A 16,174-nucleotide genomic window follows, 5' to 3' on the forward strand; every position below is an offset into this window, starting at 1 on the left:
AGTTGTTAAAATGATGGATCAATTTCTATGGGTATTGTTTCCCTATATCATTTTTGCAATCTTTATCGGTGGACATATTTTTAGATACAACTATGATCAATTTGGATGGACATCAAAATCTAGTGAACTATTAGAAAAGAAAATGCTCCGAATCGGAAGTCTATTATTCCACTTTGGGATTATGTTCGTAATTGGCGGTCATGTTATGGGGATTTTAATTCCAGAAGCTGTATACCGTTCAATAGGTATTTCTGAGCATATGTATCATGTAGTAGCAATTAGTTTTGGGCTTCCGGCAGGTGTTGCTTCTATCATCGGTTTAATTATATTAACGTACCGCCGCGTAACTGTAAAACGTATCATTGCAACGAGTACAAAGGGAGATTATATTGCGCTTATTTTATTACTTATCGTAATGCTAGCAGGACTTTCTTCAACATTTTTAAATATCGATTCAAAAGGATTTGATTATCGTACAACAATTGGCCCTTGGTTCCGAAGCCTCTTTATTTTCCAACCGAAAGTTGAATATATGATGGAAGTACCAGTATGGTTTAAAATTCATATTCTTGCAGGGATGGGTTTATTCGCAGTATGGCCATTTACAAGACTAGTACATGTATTTAGTGCCCCAATTAAATATATAAGCCGTAGCTATGTAATTTACAGAAGACGTATTCCTAATGAATTGAAAAAATAATACTGCTGTAAACGGATAGGAGCTAATGGTTAAAACGAAACGAGGTCTAATATGGAAGGCCTCGTTTTTGTTTACAGAGGGAATAACCGTTAATAAATGGCTTAAATTGAAAAAAGATTAGCATCTAAATAAGATGCTAATCAATGCTACAAACAGAAGCAGAGCAATCTTCACAAGCAATTTCACATTTTAAAAATTGTAAATCGTGGATTGTAATCTTTCCTTTATGAATTGAAATTGTACCTTGCTTTTTTAATTCATTTAACATTCGATTTACACTTTCACGTGAAGTTGCACAGAAATTAGCAAGTTCTTGATTTGTTAATGGTAAATCGATGAGAATCCCATTTTCTTTTAATATACCGTAACTATTTGTCATTCGTATAAGGGTAGAATACAGGGCACCTTTTTTGCCGTGTAATACTAAATCTCGGAACTTCGTTTGCATTCTTCTTAAATGTTTACTAATCCATTTCATAAATTCAAATACGAGTGCAGGTTTTTGGAGTAATGCTTTTTCTAATGCTTCACGCTTTATAACGCCTACTTCCACATCCTCAAGACATTTTGAATTTAATAAGTATTTCGCATTGTCCGTGAACAATGTTAATTCTCCAATAATGTCATATTCTGAACAAATTCGAAGTGTTAATTCTTGTCCGTCAGCACTTAGTTTGCTAATTTGTACTTTTCCTGAGTGGATGATATAGAGCTCTGTTGCCTCCATACCTTCTTGAAAAATAAAACTACCTTTTTTAATTTGCATTTTATATTCAACAGATGCAAGTAATTCTTTTAAATCTTGAGATAATGTCATACTGTTTGCCACAGTGATCACCTTTCTTCTTATAAGCAATACATTTCCTATTTTGAGTGTAAATATGATGAAAATGCAAGAGCTATTTTAAAAATAAATTGAAATTTCAATGACCGTAAGGGGAAGAGATTTTCAGTTTTTAGTTTGAAAAATTCAATAGACAAAGTAGATGAGATTAAAGATGTGAACAAAATTCGAACGGATTTGTGAAAAATTTTTGAATGGGGAAAGTAATGTGAGAAAAGTCACATTGAATATGTAGCTTCTTTTTTATAATGAAGGCAAATAAAAAAATGAAAGCTTACTAAGGATTGTAGCAGAAAAGAAGGGATAGAGATGCACGAGAACATAAAAGATTCTTTAAAGCGGCCACTTCAAGATTTACGTATTTCAGTTATTGATCGTTGTAATTTTAGGTGTACATACTGTATGCCTGCTGAAATGTTCGGACCTGATTACGCTTTTTTAAAGGAAGAGTTTTTATTAACGTTCGATGAAATAGAAAGGTTAGCGAGATTATTTATAAGTATGGGAGTTAATAAAATTAGGCTTACTGGCGGTGAACCTTTATTGCGTAAAGACTTATCGACGTTAATTGCAAGACTTACAAATCTAGAAGGCTTACAAGATATTGGACTCACAACAAACGGAATTCATTTAGCAAAACAAGCTAAGGCGCTAAAAGAAGCAGGATCAAAGCGTGTGAATATTAGTTTAGATGCAATAGAGGATCATGTCTTCCAAAAAATTAATGGAAGAAATGTAAGTACGAAACCTGTACTGAAAGGAATTGAAGCAGCGAAGGAAGCTGGATTAGAAGTAAAGGTAAATATGGTCGTAAAAAAAGGGATGAATGATAGTCAAATTCTTCCTATGGTTCGTTATTTTAAAGAACAAGAAATACAGTTACGTTTCATTGAGTTTATGGATGTAGGCAGTACGAACGGATGGAACTTTGAGCAAGTCGTTACGAAGGAACAATTAATAGAGAAAATTAATCGTGTATATCCAATTGAGCCCGCTCAGCCTCGTTACTTTGGAGAGGTTGCGAAATTGTATCGATATGTAGGGAGTAATGCAGAAGTGGGATTTATTACTTCTGTTTCTGAGTCATTTTGTTCTTCTTGTACGAGAGCACGTATTTCGGCAGATGGTAAGTTTTTTACGTGCCTATTTGGAGAAAAAGGAACGGATTTGCGAACGCTTCTTCGAGAAAATATTTCTGATGCCTCACTATTAAAAATTTTACAACATACATGGCGATATAGAACAGATCGATATTCAGATGAAAGAACGGTTGAGAGTGCAAGTAAACGTCCAAAAGTTGAAATGTCTTACATTGGTGGATAGTGAAAGGAGGATTTCTTATGCAAGAGCGTTATTCAAGACAAGTGTTGTTTTCTGGAATTGGTGAAATGGGACAAAGAAAAATAAGAGAAAAGCATGTGCTCCTAATCGGTGCGGGTGCACTAGGAGCTGCAAATGCAGAGGCTCTTGTTAGAATGGGAATTGGGAAATTGACAATTGCTGATCGTGACTACGTTGAATGGAGTAATTTACAACGGCAACAGTTATATACAGAAGAAGATGCACACCAGTGTAAACCGAAAGCAATTGCAGCGGCAGAACATGTAAGAAAGATTAATTCTGATGTGGAAATTGTACCAGTTGTAACGGACGTCACAATGCAAGAAATGGAAGAGTTAACGAAAGAAGTGGATCTCATATTGGATGCGACTGACAACTTTGATACGCGTCTACTTATAAATGACATTTCACAAAAAGAAAATATACCTTGGATATATGGTGGATGCATTGGAAGTTATGGTGTAACGTACACAATTCTTCCAGGAAAAACACCATGTTTTCGCTGCTTAATGGATCATCCTATGGGCGGTGCAACATGTGATACAGCGGGGATTATTCAGCCAGCTGTACAAATGGTCGTTGCTCACCAAGTGACAGAAGCAATGAAAATATTGGTGGGTGATTTCGAGGCGCTGCGAGGAACAATGTTATCATTTGATATTTGGAACAATCAGTATCTCTCATTGAAAGTGAATAGGCAGAAGAAAAATACATGTCCATCTTGTGGGAAATCACGAACGTATCCAAGTTTAACATTTGATGCACAGATGAAAACGGAAGTGCTATGTGGACGGAATACGGTTCAAATCCGTCCAGGGATAAAACGTGTTCTTCATTTAGAGGAAATTGAAAAACGATTACATAAAAGTGTACATGTCCAAAAAACGCCGTACTTGCTATCATTTCTAATTGATGAATATCGTTTCGTTTTATTTACAGACGGTAGGGCATTTATTCATGGAACAAATGACGTGAAAATAGCAAAACGATTATACGCAAAATATATAGGCTGAATAGAAAGTGAGTTTCACTTTCCAAAAACGAGGTGAAAAAGAATGTTATTAAAACGTAATCCAATTCCAGTGGCAGAAGCAGTTGCACGAGTAATGGAATATGCTTATCAGGGTGAAATAGAAGAGGTTTCTCTTATAGAAAGCTACGGTAGAACGCTTGGAAAAGATGTTATTGCAGATCATGATGTCCCGCATTTTGATCGCTCTCCGTACGACGGGTTTGCGATTCGAGCAGAAGATACGAAAGAAGCAAGTAGCAGTAATCCCATTCTGTTTGAAGTGATTGGTGAAATTGGAGCAGGTTTTGTTTTTACAGAAGATGTGAAAGCATTTCAAGCTGTCCGTATTATGACAGGTGCGGCAATTCCTGCGGGGTGTAATACAGTAGTTATGTTAGAGCTAACGGAAGGATTTGAAGAAAACGAAAAGACTTATATGAAATTGAAACGCTCCTTTGTTGCTGGGGATAACATTTCTTTTAAAGGAGAAGATGTAAAACAAAATAGCATTCTGGTGAAAAAAGGGACTGTTATTAATCCTGGAGTAGCAGCGCTTCTTGCTACGTTTGGTTATAGTACCGTACGCGTTGTAAAACAGCCGGTTATTGGAATTGTAACGACAGGAAGTGAACTGCTTGAAGTACATGAACAATTAAAGACAGGGAAGATTCGAAATAGTAACTCCTATATGATAGCTGCGCAAATTGAACGAGCAGGCGGAGTTGTACGGTATTATGGACAATTCGCTGACGATTTTGAGACGTGTTATAACACTGTGGAAAAAGCGATAAAAGAAGTCGATATTTTAATTACAACTGGTGGCGTTTCGGTAGGAGACTATGACTATTTACCTGCCATCTATGAGAGATTACGAGCTAATGTACTTTTTAACAAAATAGCGATGCGACCGGGAAGTGTGACAACTGTAGCTGAGGTAGAAGGAAAACTACTATTTGGTCTATCTGGTAATCCTTCTGCTTGTTATGTCGGTTGTGAATTATATGTTAGACCAGTGATTGGAAAATACTTACATAGGGAAGATTCGCACATATATCGTGCAGAGGCAATTTTACAAAAAGACTTTCCGAAAGCAAACCCATTTACTCGTTTTGTAAGAGGGAGAGTGGAAATTGTAGATGGGCAATTACAAGTTACACCAGTTGGTTTAGATAAATCTAGCGCAATTTCTTCACTTGCAGAAGCGAATGCATTTATCGTTTTGCCAGGGGGAACGAGAGGATTTAAAGCTGGAATTACTGTTTCGGTACTGTTATTAGAATCAAACAACGGAAGTGAGTGGCCGTGGGAAGAGCCGCTTCGATCATACAAGTAATAGAAAAATAGGTTGCTAACTTATATAAAGATAAGAGGTGCAAAATGACACATACGTATTATGAAGTAATTGATACACCTATTTCAATTGAAGAAGTTACAAACAAAGTAATTCGTCGTGAGTGTGGTGCGGTTACTACTTTTATTGGTACTGTTAGAGAATTTACGAAAGGTCGACGTACACTTTGTTTAGAGTATGTAGCTTATAAGACAATGGCGGAGAAACAGCTTGAGAGAATTGGCACTGAAGTAGGAGAGAATTGGCCGGGGATATATGTCGCTATTACACATCGCATTGGTACATTACAAATTTCTGATCTTGCTGTTGTCGTTGCTGTTTCTACACCACACCGGAAAGCTGCCTATGAGGCGAACGAATATATTATGGAGCGTATTAAACAAATTGTTCCAATTTGGAAGAAAGAGTTTTGGGAAGATGGTGAGTCATGGATAGGTGATCAGTTAGAGAGGGTAACATATGCAAATGGTGAGCCTAGAAAGGAGATGAGAATATGATTGAAGTGCTATTATTTGCACATTTACAGGAAGAAGTAAGTAAGTCGTCATTGCACATAGATTGTGAAAATATTACAGTTGCGAAGCTGAAGGAAGTACTCATTAAGAAATACAACATAGCAATTTCAAACGAGATTATGGTCGCGATAAATGAAGAGTATGCAAATGAGAATGACATCATTCAAACTGGCGATATCGTAGCAATGATTCCGCCAGTAAGTGGTGGTTGATTCTTTTCAGCCTAATCATGTTAGGACGTGATTAGGCTGGAGAGAATGAATATAACTATGCATACATAGGAGGGAACAGGATGAAAAGTCCTAATTTTCAATTAAGTTTACAAACTTCTAATCTAATTATCGGTTTTATGGTATGGGTCATTTTATCATCATTAATGCCTTATATTAAAGCGGATATTCCATTAACTGCGGGACAAATTTCTATGGTCACAGCAGTACCTGTTATTTTAGGCTCTATTCTTCGTATTCCAATTGGTTATTGGACGAATCGTTTTGGAGCAAGAAAATTATTCTTTATTAGTTTTATTCTATTATTATTTCCTGTTTTTTATATTAGTGTTGCCAATTCTATGATGGATTTAATTATTGGTGGATTATTTGTAGGAATCGGTGGTGCTGTATTCTCTGTAGGAGTAACTTCTTTACCAAAATATTTTCCGAAAGAGAGTCACGGTTTTGTAAATGGTATTTACGGTGTCGGTAACGCCGGAACAGCAATTACTTCGTTTTTAGCACCTGTCATTGCAACTTCAGTTGGCTGGAGAACGACAGTACAATGTTATTTAGTTTTACTTGCAGCGTTTGCACTTATGAACTTTTTATTAGGTGATCGTAAGGAGAAAAAAGTGAATACACCATTAATGGAACAAATAAAAGGTGTATATAAAAATGAGAAACTTTGGTTTTTATGTATCTTTTACTTTTTAACATTCGGATCATTTGTCGCATTTACAGTATACTTACCAAACTTTCTAGTATCTCACTTCGGATTAGAGAAAGTAGATGCAGGTATGCGGACAGCCGGATTCATCGTACTCGCAACAATTATGCGCCCGATTGGTGGTTGGCTCGGTGATAAGTTTAATCCATTTAAAATATTAATCTTCGTATTTATCGGTTTAACACTTTCAGGTATTATTTTATCGTTTATGCCAAGTATGAACGTGTATACATTTGGTTGCTTACTAGTAGCATTTTGTGCAGGGATTGGTAATGGTACAATCTTCAAACTCGTTCCAATGTATTTCTCAGAACAAGCTGGTATTGTAAATGGTCTCGTATCAGCTTTAGGTGGACTAGGAGGATTCTTCCCACCGCTAATTTTAACATTACTATTCCAATTAACAGGTCATTATGCAATTGGATTTATGGCTCTATCAGAAGTCGCACTTGCTTGTTTAATTATTACAGTATGGATGTATAGCCAAGAGAAATTGTTAGTGATGTTAAAGAATCATTAATAAGGAAAAAGAACCATCCCAAAGTATATTGGGATGGTTCTTTTAGTAATAGGCTTCAACATGTTTTTATTGATATCTCAATAAACGCTTGTTTTCTATAAGAATGTGTTTTTAAAATGAAAAACAGAAGGCTTATGGAATTTTATTTTAAAATATAGAAGTCAAAAGTTATTCATTTAAAGGGTAGATTAGTGAAGGAAATCTTAAATCTATTCTAAAGATCGAACTCATTTTTAGAATGCAAATATTTAATTGAATCGGGATGTTTAGATGAAAAAAATATAAGTCCACTCAAGATAAACAAGTATCAGGTGTGTTAGGTGGTTTAAGCGACAAGTATGGGATTGATGTAAGTATTCTTCGCATAGTAACTGCAGTATCAGATTTTTTTAGGGCCAAATTTTTTGGTAAGGCTAACGGATATTGTGAAAAAAGTACTACACTAAAGAATACAGTTTAGTTCAATAAGATAAAATTATGAATTTGTATAAATAATCCATAATTTTCTTTATGAGTTATATTTGATATGTTAAAGAAAAGAGAGGGGAGGGAAATGAAATAAGAATTTTTGATGAGCATTTTCATATTATCGATTTTAGTTTTCTGATTATTGAGAACTAAGGGTGTTTTCCGATGAATGAAATGTGTCCACATTTAGTAAAGCGTTTAATCCAACTAAAATATATTTAGAATGAGGTTTTAAATGTTTGTATTTATTATATTAGACGTAATATTACCGATATTAATATTGATGCTAATTGGTGCAATCTTACAAAGAAAGTTCCAATTTAACTTAAAGCAGCTATCTACACTTATTACTTATTGCTTAATGCCAGCGGCTGTATTTGTGAATATATATGATATTCGTATAGAAACAGGTTTGTTGCTCCAGATAATATACTATTTAATGCTTTATAGTCTGAGTCTGATCATAGTAAGTCATTTCATTTCAAAAATATTAAAGTTAGAAAAAGGAGAAAGTGCAGCTCTAAAAAATAGCATTTCGTTAATGAATTCCGGTAATTATGGGTTACCAGTAAGTCAATTGATTTTCAGTCACAATCCAGTGGGGGTTTCCATTCAAATTTTTATTGTTATTTTCCAGAATCTTTTAACTTATTCATATGGGATATATAACTTACTATCAGCAACAAAAACAATCGGAGGTATTATTCAATCATTTCTAAGACTGCCTGTATTTCATGCACTCGTATTAGGGGTTTTCTTTCAATCTTTTACAATTCAAATACCTAATTCTATCTTTATTCCTCTTAATCAGCTTGCGAATGGTTTTGTTGCAATAGCACTCATATTGCTAGGGGCACAATTATCCAACATTAAGCTTAATTTTTTCCATCGAGTCATAACATGGGCTTTAATTGGAAGGTTACTGATGGGACCATTATTAGCACTTGCCGTAATATACATACTAAACATCGATGGTATTGTTGCACAATCATTATTTATTGCAAGTTCTTTTCCTACTTCAAGAAATACATCAACCATTGCTATGGAATATCAAATAGAGCCTGAATTACATGCACAAATCGTTTTATTTTCAACACTTTTCAGCATTATTACAGTAACTGTCGTTATTTATTTGTCATATATTTTGTTTTGAATATACGTGTTAAAACGAATAGATTTGAGGCGGTAAATGATGGCGGAAATCCCATAGATATGAGAAGAAAACAGTCTATGATATATTGGGTATCGTTTACAATTGTACCATGTCTGATAATCAAGTAGCTTAGCGAAAAAAGACACAATTTCGCTTATAATTGACGTTACATGAGCTTAGTTTGATAGCGGTGGGGTGGGAGTGTCAAGTAAGAAATTTTTCTTTATTGATTTTATGCGGTTTTTCCGCAAAATTGTAACTAAGGGGGATTCCAAGTTGAGTAAACAGAATATCAGCACAACAGTTTCAGGAGATATAATTGTTACCCATCTAGTTGGCAATATAAAAACAGATGATGTGTATGAATGGTTTAATGGTTTTGAGCAGGTTTGTCAGCAATTCATTTCTGAAGGGCGGAAATACAAATTGTTGGTGGATAGAAAAGGATACACGCCAAATCATTTTTCTGTTCAAAAAGTATGGAAAGAGAAGTTCTTCAATGAAATCATTTTGAATAACAGTAAGGCAATTGCATTTCTCCTTGAAGAGGGGGAGATAATGGATTATTTACAACAATCTAATACGAAAGAATCTGTGAGATTTTTTGATGATTATGAACAAGCGCTAATTTGGTTGAATGAATATCCAATATAAAACCTGTATTGAAGCAGTTGCTCTCAAGCAACTGCTTTTTTGTCCGTAATTGTTGCCGTTATTTTTCTTCACAGATTCTTGTCCAATTGTTTGTCTGATCCTAAAAAACGAAACTAAAGCAAAAAGAACAAACGCCTCTAAAAAACGTTTGTTCACAGTTAATTCCTATTTTAGCTAAGTGATAGATTACATTTTATGAGTACGAGAAAGTCTTTTTATAAGTTTAGGAAGGACAGAAGTTAATTCCTGTTTCATACGCTTCGTAAACGATGGGTCCTTACCTGAAGTCGAAATAGTGACAACATATTCATCATTTCGTATAACGCCAGGTGTGTGAAACGATGATGCTGTACCATCACTTACAACGTTAACCCACTGGAAATCATGAGCGGCCTGTTTGACCATCATATTTACAGCATGTTGATTTGTAGCTGCATAAATTAGATGAGCATCTTTAATATCATCATTACTAAAAGTTTTTTGCTTCCAAGTAATATAAGGAAGTTCTTTCATTTCCTCGCAAATCTCGGGGCTAATAACGGTGACGAAAGCGCCTGTATCTTTTAGTCCAGACGCTTTTCGATATGCAATTTTACCTCCACCAATGATAACGACCACTTTATTTTGCAGATTAAACATAAGGGGGTACATGTTATACATATATGCATTCCTCCATTCGTTCTAACAATGTTAATTTCATATATGTATCAAACTGTAGGCAATTACAAGTCGTCACGTGATCGTATTTTTTTGTATACAACTTAATTTTTTGAAGCAATAATCCGGTAAAGAGAAGGTAGGGCATGACATATACATGGGATGCAGTTGATGTTATAGTCTTTAGCTCAGCAGTAAAAGAGGGCGTTCCTTTCGTTAAAAAGGAGCATGATACTGGTAGACTGAGTTTTTGTTCGACAGCTGCTCCGATTTGTTGTAACTCATGTATCGGCTGAAAATCACTACTACCTCTCCCTACGAGTAAAACACTACTACCTTGCATTGGCATAGTTTCACGTATTCTTTTCACTACAAGTTCAACCATATGCGGATGCGTACTAAAAGGTTGTACAACTGAAAATGAGATATGTGGATATTGATTTTTCATTTTCGCTATCTCCAAAGGAATATCACGTTTATAGTGAGCTGCTGCAAATAATAAAACAGGTACAATCATTATTTCAGTTACTCCCTCTATTATCGTTTCTGTAACTGCATCCGAAATAGTAGGTGTCGTTAGTTCTAGAAAAGCTATTTTTTGAATTCTTTCGTTTCGCTCTTTCATAACAGATTGAATAAATTGAATGAATTGTTCATTACCTTCTTGTAGCCGGCTTCCATGTCCAACATATACAATTCCTTTCATTGTCTCACCATGTCTTTCTTCATAAGAGTTTCTTGTAATTGATGATCTACGTTATGAAACCCAACTTTATTTGCATAGTGTAAAGTTGGAACGTCGGTATACGAGAATGGGAGAGTAAGAATATTGATAAAGCCAAGGCGTTTTATTTCTGCTAGAAACGTATCAATAGAAGCACGATCTTCAAATACAATGCTATCCCATGAGAATTCAGAAAGAATACGTGAATGAATTTCATCGAAGCGATGATCAATTGTGTACTCATGAGTCATCATATAGGAACCAGCACCAATTTTTTCTTGAATAACAGCAATTCGGTTAATGTTTCGTCCTAAATAAATCGTTGAATTCGAAGAAAATTGCGCAGGTTTACTGAACAATCCATATTGCATGAGCTTTTCTTGAATAGAAAGGTTCATATACTGAAGTTCTGCCTGTAAGGAACGAATATCTTTATGATATTTACTGCATGATTGCATTAAGATGTCTACACTGTCAGCGGAACAAAATACAAGACGATCAACGTTAAAAATCTTATTGATTTGTTCAGAGGTTACTGTGTATTCTTTCTTTTTGAAAGTTGGAATTTGATATATTTCTGCACCGGACTCTTGTAACTTTTGCTTTATTGCGCTTTTTTTATTTGTTGCAGCTGCAAATAAAACTTTCTTGCCGTGCAATGGTTTACGTTCTTTCCAAGAGATTTGATTCCGCAAAGTAACAACATCACCAACAATTGTCATAGAAGGATTAGAAATATTTTCGTTTTTGACAATAGAAACAATGGTAGACAGTGTCCCTGTGACAACGCGCTGTTTACCAGTTGTACCCCATTCAATGACTGCTACTGGCGTATCTTCTTTTTTTCCTGCTTGTAGTAAGTTTTCACAAATTGTAGGTAAGTTTTTTATACCCATGTAGTAGGCAATCGTGTCGCTATTGTGAGATGAATTATATTTTCCATGATCGGTTAAGGGACCTTTTGCATGTCCGGTTAATAAAGTGATACTATTACTGTAGTCACGGTGGGTGAGGGGAATACCTGCATAGCTACTAGCGGCGATGCTAGATGTAATGCCTGGTACAATTTCATATGGAATATTTGCTGCTGCTAAAGTTTCTGCTTCTTCACCAACACGGCCAAAAATAGATGGATCTCCGCCTTTTAATCGGACAACAATTTTGCCCTCTTTCGCAAATTGAAGAAGGTGTGCGTTAATTATTTCTTGTCGCATAATATGATTCTTTGGCATTTTTCCGCAATACATAAGTTCACATGTTTGTTTTGTATAGCTAAGAAAGAAAGGGTTTAGTAAACGGTCATATAAAACAATATCTGCACGTTTTAAACACTCTATCGCTTTTTTTGTAATAAGCCCTTCATCACCTGGTCCTGCACCAACTAAATATACATATCCGTTCATAATTGCACCTCATCAATTTTTATTTAAAAGGAAGCCAGAGGAGGCTTCCTTTCGAAAATTACATGTATAAATAAATGTCACCGTCAATAACTTCTACTTCGTATGTTTGAATACAGCCGTCATCAGGTTTTTGAACTTCACCTGTTAGTAGTGAGATTTTCCAATCATGCAGTGGACAAAAGACGAATTCTCCAGACACAATCCCTTCTGCTAACGGTCCGTTTTTATGAGGACAACGATTTTCTACAGCTCGAATATCGCCATTTGAAAGGCGGAATAGGGCGATAGACATACCTTTCATTTGCACTTCTTTACCGATTTGAATAGCAAGATCTTCCGCACGCATAACTTTTATTTTTTCTTTCGTGTGTATCATTTAGATCACAGCTCCTTATTTCACAGTTTCTACTTCATACATCGCTTTTAATGATTTCGTTTCTAGTGCTTGTCCCCATGCTTCCGTATATGTTCTACGAGCTGTTTGGAAACGTTCATTTAACGTAGTAACCATACTTGCATCTTGTAGTATTTCTTTTATGTGATCGAAGCCTAAACGTTCTGTCCAGTAGGCGGTACGCTCTCCGTAAATACCAGTTTCACGATAATATTGCATGTAAGCTGCAGCGATGCGAAGGACATCATCTTCAGTAGGGACAATCATTACAAAATCAGCTTCACGTACTTCTGTACCACCATTTCCGCCAATATAAAGTTGGTATCCATTTTCGACACAAACAACGCCAAAATCTTTCGTCAGTACTTCCGCACAGTTACGCGGACAGCCCGTTACACCCATCTTCATTTTATGAGGTGTATCTACCATTTCTAATGATTGTTCAAGGAGCATACCAAGTCCTAATGAATCTTTCGTACCGAAACGGCAGAAGCGAGAACCAACACATGATTTTACATTACGAAGCGATTTTGAATATGCATATCCCGAAGTCATATGTAAGTCAGCCCATATGTTAGGTAAATCTTGTTTCTTAACACCATATAAGCCGATTCGGCTTGCACCTGTAATTTTCACAAGAGGAACATCGTACTTTTTCGCAACTTCAGCAATTTTCATTAAATCATCAGCTGTTGTAACGCCTCCGTACATACGTGGAATAACAGAGAATGTACCATCGTGCTGGATGTTACCATTCATTCTTTCATTAACGAAACGGGACGATTTATCATCTTCATATTCTTCTGGAATCGCCATACGTAAATAGTAGTTTAAAGCAGGGCGGCATTTCGAACAGCCGTCTTCATGTGCAAAACCAAGAACATTTCGTACTTCTTTTGGAGATTTTAAGCCTTTCTCGTGAATGGCTGCTACGACTTCATCACGGGATAAAGGTGTACATCCACACATACCGGCAGATTGCGCTGAGGCATCAAAAGCATCTCCAAGTGTATGAGATAAAACTTGTTCCACAAGTGGACGACATTTACCACAAGAACCTGCGGCTTTCGTACAGCCTTTAACTTCTTCAAAAGTCGTTAACTCTTGTTCTAAAATGGCGTGAACGATTGAACCTTTCGTAACACCATTACATCCACAAATCGTGTCATCCGCACTTATTGTAGCAACGTCAAATTCACTTTCTTCACCAGCTTTGTGAAGAAGGGAAGCTGGTGTATATTCTTGTATATCTTCTTCCTTCTTTAACATGCTAAAGAGACGTGTACCGTCAGCTGTGTCACCATATAAAACGATACCGACGACTTTATTATCACGAATTAATACTTTTTTATAGGAACGTTTACGTTCATCAAAGATTGATATTGCTTTCGTTTGATCATCTTCATAAATTTGACCAGCAGAGAATAAATCACAACCTGCAACTTTTAATTGCGTACCGACGATACTGCCCGAATATCCATCAGTTTGTAAATTTGTTATATGTTTTGCTAGTATCGCACCTTGTTCATAAAGAGGAGCAACAAGTCCATATGCGATACCGTCATGCTCTGCACATTCTCCAACTGCATAAATGGACTCATCATTTGTTAGCATATAGTCATTGACTACAATACCGCGATTTACAATTAAACCAGCATCTTTTGCTATTTGCGTATTTGGGCGTATTCCGACAGCCATTACGATTAAATCACAATCTACAACTTCACCATCTTCAAATTGAATGCCCTCAACATGGTCTGTACCAAGAATTTTTACAGTTTTCTTTTCCATTAGAAATTTCATGCCTTGCGCTTCTAAATCTTCGCGCAGAAGAGAAGCTGCTTTCGTATCTAGTTGTTGCTCCATTAAGTTTGGCATTAAATGAACAACATGTACGTCCATCCCTAAGTCAATAAGACCTCTTGCGGCTTCTAAACCAAGTAACCCACCACCAATGACAACAGCCTTTTTCTTTTCATTAGCGGTATCAATCATAAATTGTGTATCTTCAATTGTTCGAAATCCTGTTACACCAGGGAGAGTGGAACCTTCTACAGGCAAAATAAAAGCACTAGAACCTGTTGCGATAATGAGTTTGTCATATGTAAGAGTACGATTCTTTTCTGTAATAATAATTTTTTCTTCTCGGTTAATACTTTGAACTTTTTCATTTGTATACAAAGTTATTTCGTTTTCTTCATACCAACTGTATTCATTCATAATGATATCTTGCATATTTGTTTTGCCTTGTAAAACATGAGAGAGCATAATACGGTTGTAGTTTGGATGAGGTTCATCTCCAAAAATAGTAATCTCATATGAATCACTATCATGTTTTAATATTTCTTCCATACAGCGTATGCCAGCCATACCATTTCCGATCATAACTAAACGTTTTTTCATTTTCGTTTCCCCTTTTTCTGTGAAATGTTGAACAAAGGATTATGTTTTTATTATAGAAAATCAAAAAAGGAAGAGATGTGATGTTTATCACATTTTTATAATGATTCACAAATTGTTAAAATTCGGATTTATTCGAGAGGGATGTGTATAGTCTTTACCAAATGAAAGAGCAGGACATAAGTATGTATACTCATGTCCTGCTCTTTATTTATGCTCTCGTAATGGCACGTGGAAATAAAATATTATTTTCTAAATGAATGTGCTCAAATAAATCAGACTCTAGCGCTTCAAGACGTTGGTAAACAAGTCGATAAGTACCGCAAGCTCCTTCTGGAGGAGTAAAGTCATTTGTAACTTTACGAAGTTCTTTAATAATGTTGCCTGCGTGGTTATGTTCATTTTCCAACTCATCTACTATTTTACGTAATTTCACATAGTTTTCGTCAATTGGATTTTGTTCAAATTCTAAAATTAATGGGAAATCTTCTGTTTCTTCTTTAATTAAATGCTGTTCTAATTCCATCTTTAATTCGTGAAATAGCTTATGAATTTGAGCTAAGTGAGGCTGACTTGCTCCGTGGACGCGTAATACTTTCGTCACATACGGACTTAACTGTGGTAATTCTTCATTTAAATAGCGATGATGCTTATTTATAACATAATCAATCAATTCACGATAAGAAGCATTTTTCCAATCAATTTCAGATTCATTTAATCGTTTCGTATTATTATAAAGTGTATTTAATTCTGTAAGTACTTCTGTTGCTGATAAATTTCTTTCATGAATTGCATCAATAAGTGGTTTATTACCACCACAACAAAAGTCTATTCTATATGATTTAAAAAGATTACTAGCTTTTGGAAATTGTGTAACAATCTCACCGACAATAGAAGTTTCAGTAAATGTATGTTCCATATGAATGCCTCCATAAAGTTTGAATGTAATATCTAAATTAAGAATAGCAATAAATGAAAAACAATGTGGTGATTGAAATCACTTATAATGTGTCAATTTTAAGGATAATCAAATGAGTTTTATAAAAGGAAGAGGGAGAGGGAATTCGTCATAATAGTTTCTGATAATAAAAAAGAA

At 35.4% G+C, this 16,174-nt stretch carries 16 protein-coding genes and 1 pseudogene; 10 read left to right on the forward strand and 7 right to left on the reverse strand.

What is annotated here, in order from left to right; genetic code table 11:
* Window positions 1-10 precede the first annotated feature (10 nt).
* A complete protein-coding gene (narI, locus tag ACTFRM_RS06770; RefSeq protein ID WP_000969212.1) occupies window positions 11-700 on the forward strand; it encodes a respiratory nitrate reductase subunit gamma in 690 nt (229 codons plus the stop codon).
* A 136-nt stretch (window positions 701-836) separates the two neighbouring features.
* Here the strand turns inward: narI and ACTFRM_RS06775 are convergent, their stop codons facing one another.
* Window positions 837-1,529, reverse strand: a complete 693-nt coding sequence (locus ACTFRM_RS06775) for a Crp/Fnr family transcriptional regulator (RefSeq protein WP_440043136.1) — start codon at window positions 1,527-1,529, stop codon at window positions 837-839.
* A gap of 324 nt (window positions 1,530-1,853) precedes the next feature.
* On the opposite strand from ACTFRM_RS06775, the gene moaA reads away from it, so the two are divergent.
* The 9 genes and pseudogenes from moaA to ACTFRM_RS06820 all read left to right on the forward strand — a co-directional run bounded on the left by moaA (window position 1,854) and on the right by ACTFRM_RS06820 (window position 9,500).
* Window positions 1,854-2,867 carry a GTP 3',8-cyclase MoaA gene (gene moaA / locus ACTFRM_RS06780; RefSeq protein WP_440043137.1) on the forward strand — a complete coding sequence of 338 codons (1,014 nt, stop codon included), beginning with the start codon at window positions 1,854-1,856 and terminating at the stop codon, window positions 2,865-2,867.
* 17 nt (window positions 2,868-2,884) lie between these two features.
* On the forward strand, window positions 2,885-3,898 hold the full coding sequence (locus tag ACTFRM_RS06785) for a molybdopterin-synthase adenylyltransferase MoeB (RefSeq protein WP_025688305.1): 1,014 nt from the start codon (window positions 2,885-2,887) through the stop codon (window positions 3,896-3,898).
* Window positions 3,899-3,940: 42 nt separating this feature from the next.
* Window positions 3,941-5,230 (forward strand): molybdopterin molybdotransferase MoeA, encoded by a 1,290-nt coding sequence (locus tag ACTFRM_RS06790; RefSeq protein ID WP_000925030.1) that lies wholly within the window; start codon window positions 3,941-3,943, stop codon window positions 5,228-5,230.
* Between the two features lie 44 nt (window positions 5,231-5,274).
* Window positions 5,275-5,745: a molybdopterin synthase catalytic subunit MoaE gene (moaE, locus tag ACTFRM_RS06795; RefSeq protein WP_000149962.1), complete on the forward strand. Its 471-nt coding sequence runs from the start codon at window positions 5,275-5,277 to the stop codon at window positions 5,743-5,745.
* Window positions 5,742-5,975 carry a molybdopterin converting factor subunit 1 gene (gene moaD / locus ACTFRM_RS06800; RefSeq protein WP_000573688.1) on the forward strand — a complete coding sequence of 78 codons (234 nt, stop codon included), beginning with the start codon at window positions 5,742-5,744 and terminating at the stop codon, window positions 5,973-5,975. Before moaE ends, moaD begins: the two co-directional genes overlap by 4 nt.
* Before the next feature lie 80 nt (window positions 5,976-6,055).
* Complete coding sequence (gene narK, locus ACTFRM_RS06805) at window positions 6,056-7,225, forward strand: nitrate transporter NarK (RefSeq protein WP_000841841.1); 1,170 nt, start codon at window positions 6,056-6,058, stop codon at window positions 7,223-7,225.
* A 274-nt stretch (window positions 7,226-7,499) separates the two neighbouring features.
* Window positions 7,500-7,628: pseudogene (locus ACTFRM_RS06810) on the forward strand (PspC domain-containing protein); the annotation flags it as partial.
* A 300-nt stretch (window positions 7,629-7,928) separates the two neighbouring features.
* The gene (locus tag ACTFRM_RS06815; RefSeq protein ID WP_000497498.1) at window positions 7,929-8,846 is read left to right on the forward strand and encodes an AEC family transporter; all 918 of its coding nucleotides are present in this window, start codon (window positions 7,929-7,931) and stop codon (window positions 8,844-8,846) included.
* 234 nt (window positions 8,847-9,080) lie between these two features.
* On the forward strand, window positions 9,081-9,500 hold the full coding sequence (locus tag ACTFRM_RS06820; protein WP_073339619.1) for an STAS/SEC14 domain-containing protein: 420 nt from the start codon (window positions 9,081-9,083) through the stop codon (window positions 9,498-9,500).
* Between the two features lie 186 nt (window positions 9,501-9,686).
* Here the strand turns inward: ACTFRM_RS06820 and ACTFRM_RS06825 are convergent, their stop codons facing one another.
* The 6 genes from ACTFRM_RS06825 to ric all read right to left on the reverse strand — a co-directional run bounded on the left by ACTFRM_RS06825 (window position 9,687) and on the right by ric (window position 15,997).
* The gene (locus tag ACTFRM_RS06825; RefSeq protein ID WP_000282590.1) at window positions 9,687-10,160 is read right to left on the reverse strand and encodes a precorrin-2 dehydrogenase; all 474 of its coding nucleotides are present in this window, start codon (window positions 10,158-10,160) and stop codon (window positions 9,687-9,689) included.
* Window positions 10,153-10,863 carry a sirohydrochlorin chelatase gene (locus ACTFRM_RS06830; RefSeq protein WP_000676478.1) on the reverse strand — a complete coding sequence of 237 codons (711 nt, stop codon included), beginning with the start codon at window positions 10,861-10,863 and terminating at the stop codon, window positions 10,153-10,155. Before ACTFRM_RS06830 ends, ACTFRM_RS06825 begins: the two co-directional genes overlap by 8 nt.
* Complete coding sequence (locus ACTFRM_RS06835; RefSeq protein ID WP_086402040.1) at window positions 10,860-12,284, reverse strand: uroporphyrin-III C-methyltransferase; 1,425 nt, start codon at window positions 12,282-12,284, stop codon at window positions 10,860-10,862. The genes ACTFRM_RS06830 and ACTFRM_RS06835 overlap by 4 nt, the downstream gene beginning before the upstream one ends.
* Window positions 12,285-12,342: 58 nt before the next feature.
* Window positions 12,343-12,660: a nitrite reductase small subunit NirD gene (gene nirD / locus ACTFRM_RS06840; protein ID WP_000581982.1), complete on the reverse strand. Its 318-nt coding sequence runs from the start codon at window positions 12,658-12,660 to the stop codon at window positions 12,343-12,345.
* A 15-nt stretch (window positions 12,661-12,675) separates the two neighbouring features.
* Window positions 12,676-15,081 carry an NADPH-nitrite reductase large subunit gene (gene nirB, locus ACTFRM_RS06845; protein ID WP_173600562.1) on the reverse strand — a complete coding sequence of 802 codons (2,406 nt, stop codon included), beginning with the start codon at window positions 15,079-15,081 and terminating at the stop codon, window positions 12,676-12,678.
* 208 nt (window positions 15,082-15,289) lie between these two features.
* On the reverse strand, window positions 15,290-15,997 hold the full coding sequence (gene ric / locus ACTFRM_RS06850; RefSeq protein WP_000401373.1) for an iron-sulfur cluster repair di-iron protein: 708 nt from the start codon (window positions 15,995-15,997) through the stop codon (window positions 15,290-15,292).
* Window positions 15,998-16,174 lie beyond the last annotated feature (177 nt).

It is taken from the genome of Bacillus cereus group sp. MYBK227-1, assembly GCF_051916325.1.
Taxonomy (GTDB): Bacteria; Bacillota; Bacilli; order Bacillales; family Bacillaceae_G; genus Bacillus_A; species Bacillus_A cereus.

Bases quoted from the DNA above. Each gene is read 5' to 3' on its own strand.
- narI (WP_000969212.1), top strand. From the start codon at position 11: ATGATGGATCAATTTCTATGGGTATTGTTTCCCTATATCATTTTTGCA.
- moaA (WP_440043137.1), top strand. From the start codon at position 1,854: ATGCACGAGAACATAAAAGATTCTTTAAAGCGGCCACTTCAAGATTTA.
- ACTFRM_RS06785 (WP_025688305.1), top strand. From the start codon at position 2,885: ATGCAAGAGCGTTATTCAAGACAAGTGTTGTTTTCTGGAATTGGTGAA.
- ACTFRM_RS06790 (WP_000925030.1), top strand. From the start codon at position 3,941: ATGTTATTAAAACGTAATCCAATTCCAGTGGCAGAAGCAGTTGCACGA.
- moaE (WP_000149962.1), top strand. From the start codon at position 5,275: ATGACACATACGTATTATGAAGTAATTGATACACCTATTTCAATTGAA.
- moaD (WP_000573688.1), top strand. From the start codon at position 5,742: ATGATTGAAGTGCTATTATTTGCACATTTACAGGAAGAAGTAAGTAAG.
- narK (WP_000841841.1), top strand. From the start codon at position 6,056: ATGAAAAGTCCTAATTTTCAATTAAGTTTACAAACTTCTAATCTAATT.
- ACTFRM_RS06815 (WP_000497498.1), top strand. From the start codon at position 7,929: ATGTTTGTATTTATTATATTAGACGTAATATTACCGATATTAATATTG.
- ACTFRM_RS06820 (WP_073339619.1), top strand. From the start codon at position 9,081: ATGCGGTTTTTCCGCAAAATTGTAACTAAGGGGGATTCCAAGTTGAGT.
- ACTFRM_RS06825 (WP_000282590.1), bottom strand. From the start codon at position 10,160: ATGTATAACATGTACCCCCTTATGTTTAATCTGCAAAATAAAGTGGTC.
- ACTFRM_RS06830 (WP_000676478.1), bottom strand. From the start codon at position 10,863: ATGAAAGGAATTGTATATGTTGGACATGGAAGCCGGCTACAAGAAGGT.
- ACTFRM_RS06835 (WP_086402040.1), bottom strand. From the start codon at position 12,284: ATGAACGGATATGTATATTTAGTTGGTGCAGGACCAGGTGATGAAGGG.
- nirD (WP_000581982.1), bottom strand. From the start codon at position 12,660: ATGATACACACGAAAGAAAAAATAAAAGTTATGCGTGCGGAAGATCTT.
- nirB (WP_173600562.1), bottom strand. From the start codon at position 15,081: ATGAAAAAACGTTTAGTTATGATCGGAAATGGTATGGCTGGCATACGC.
- ric (WP_000401373.1), bottom strand. From the start codon at position 15,997: ATGGAACATACATTTACTGAAACTTCTATTGTCGGTGAGATTGTTACA.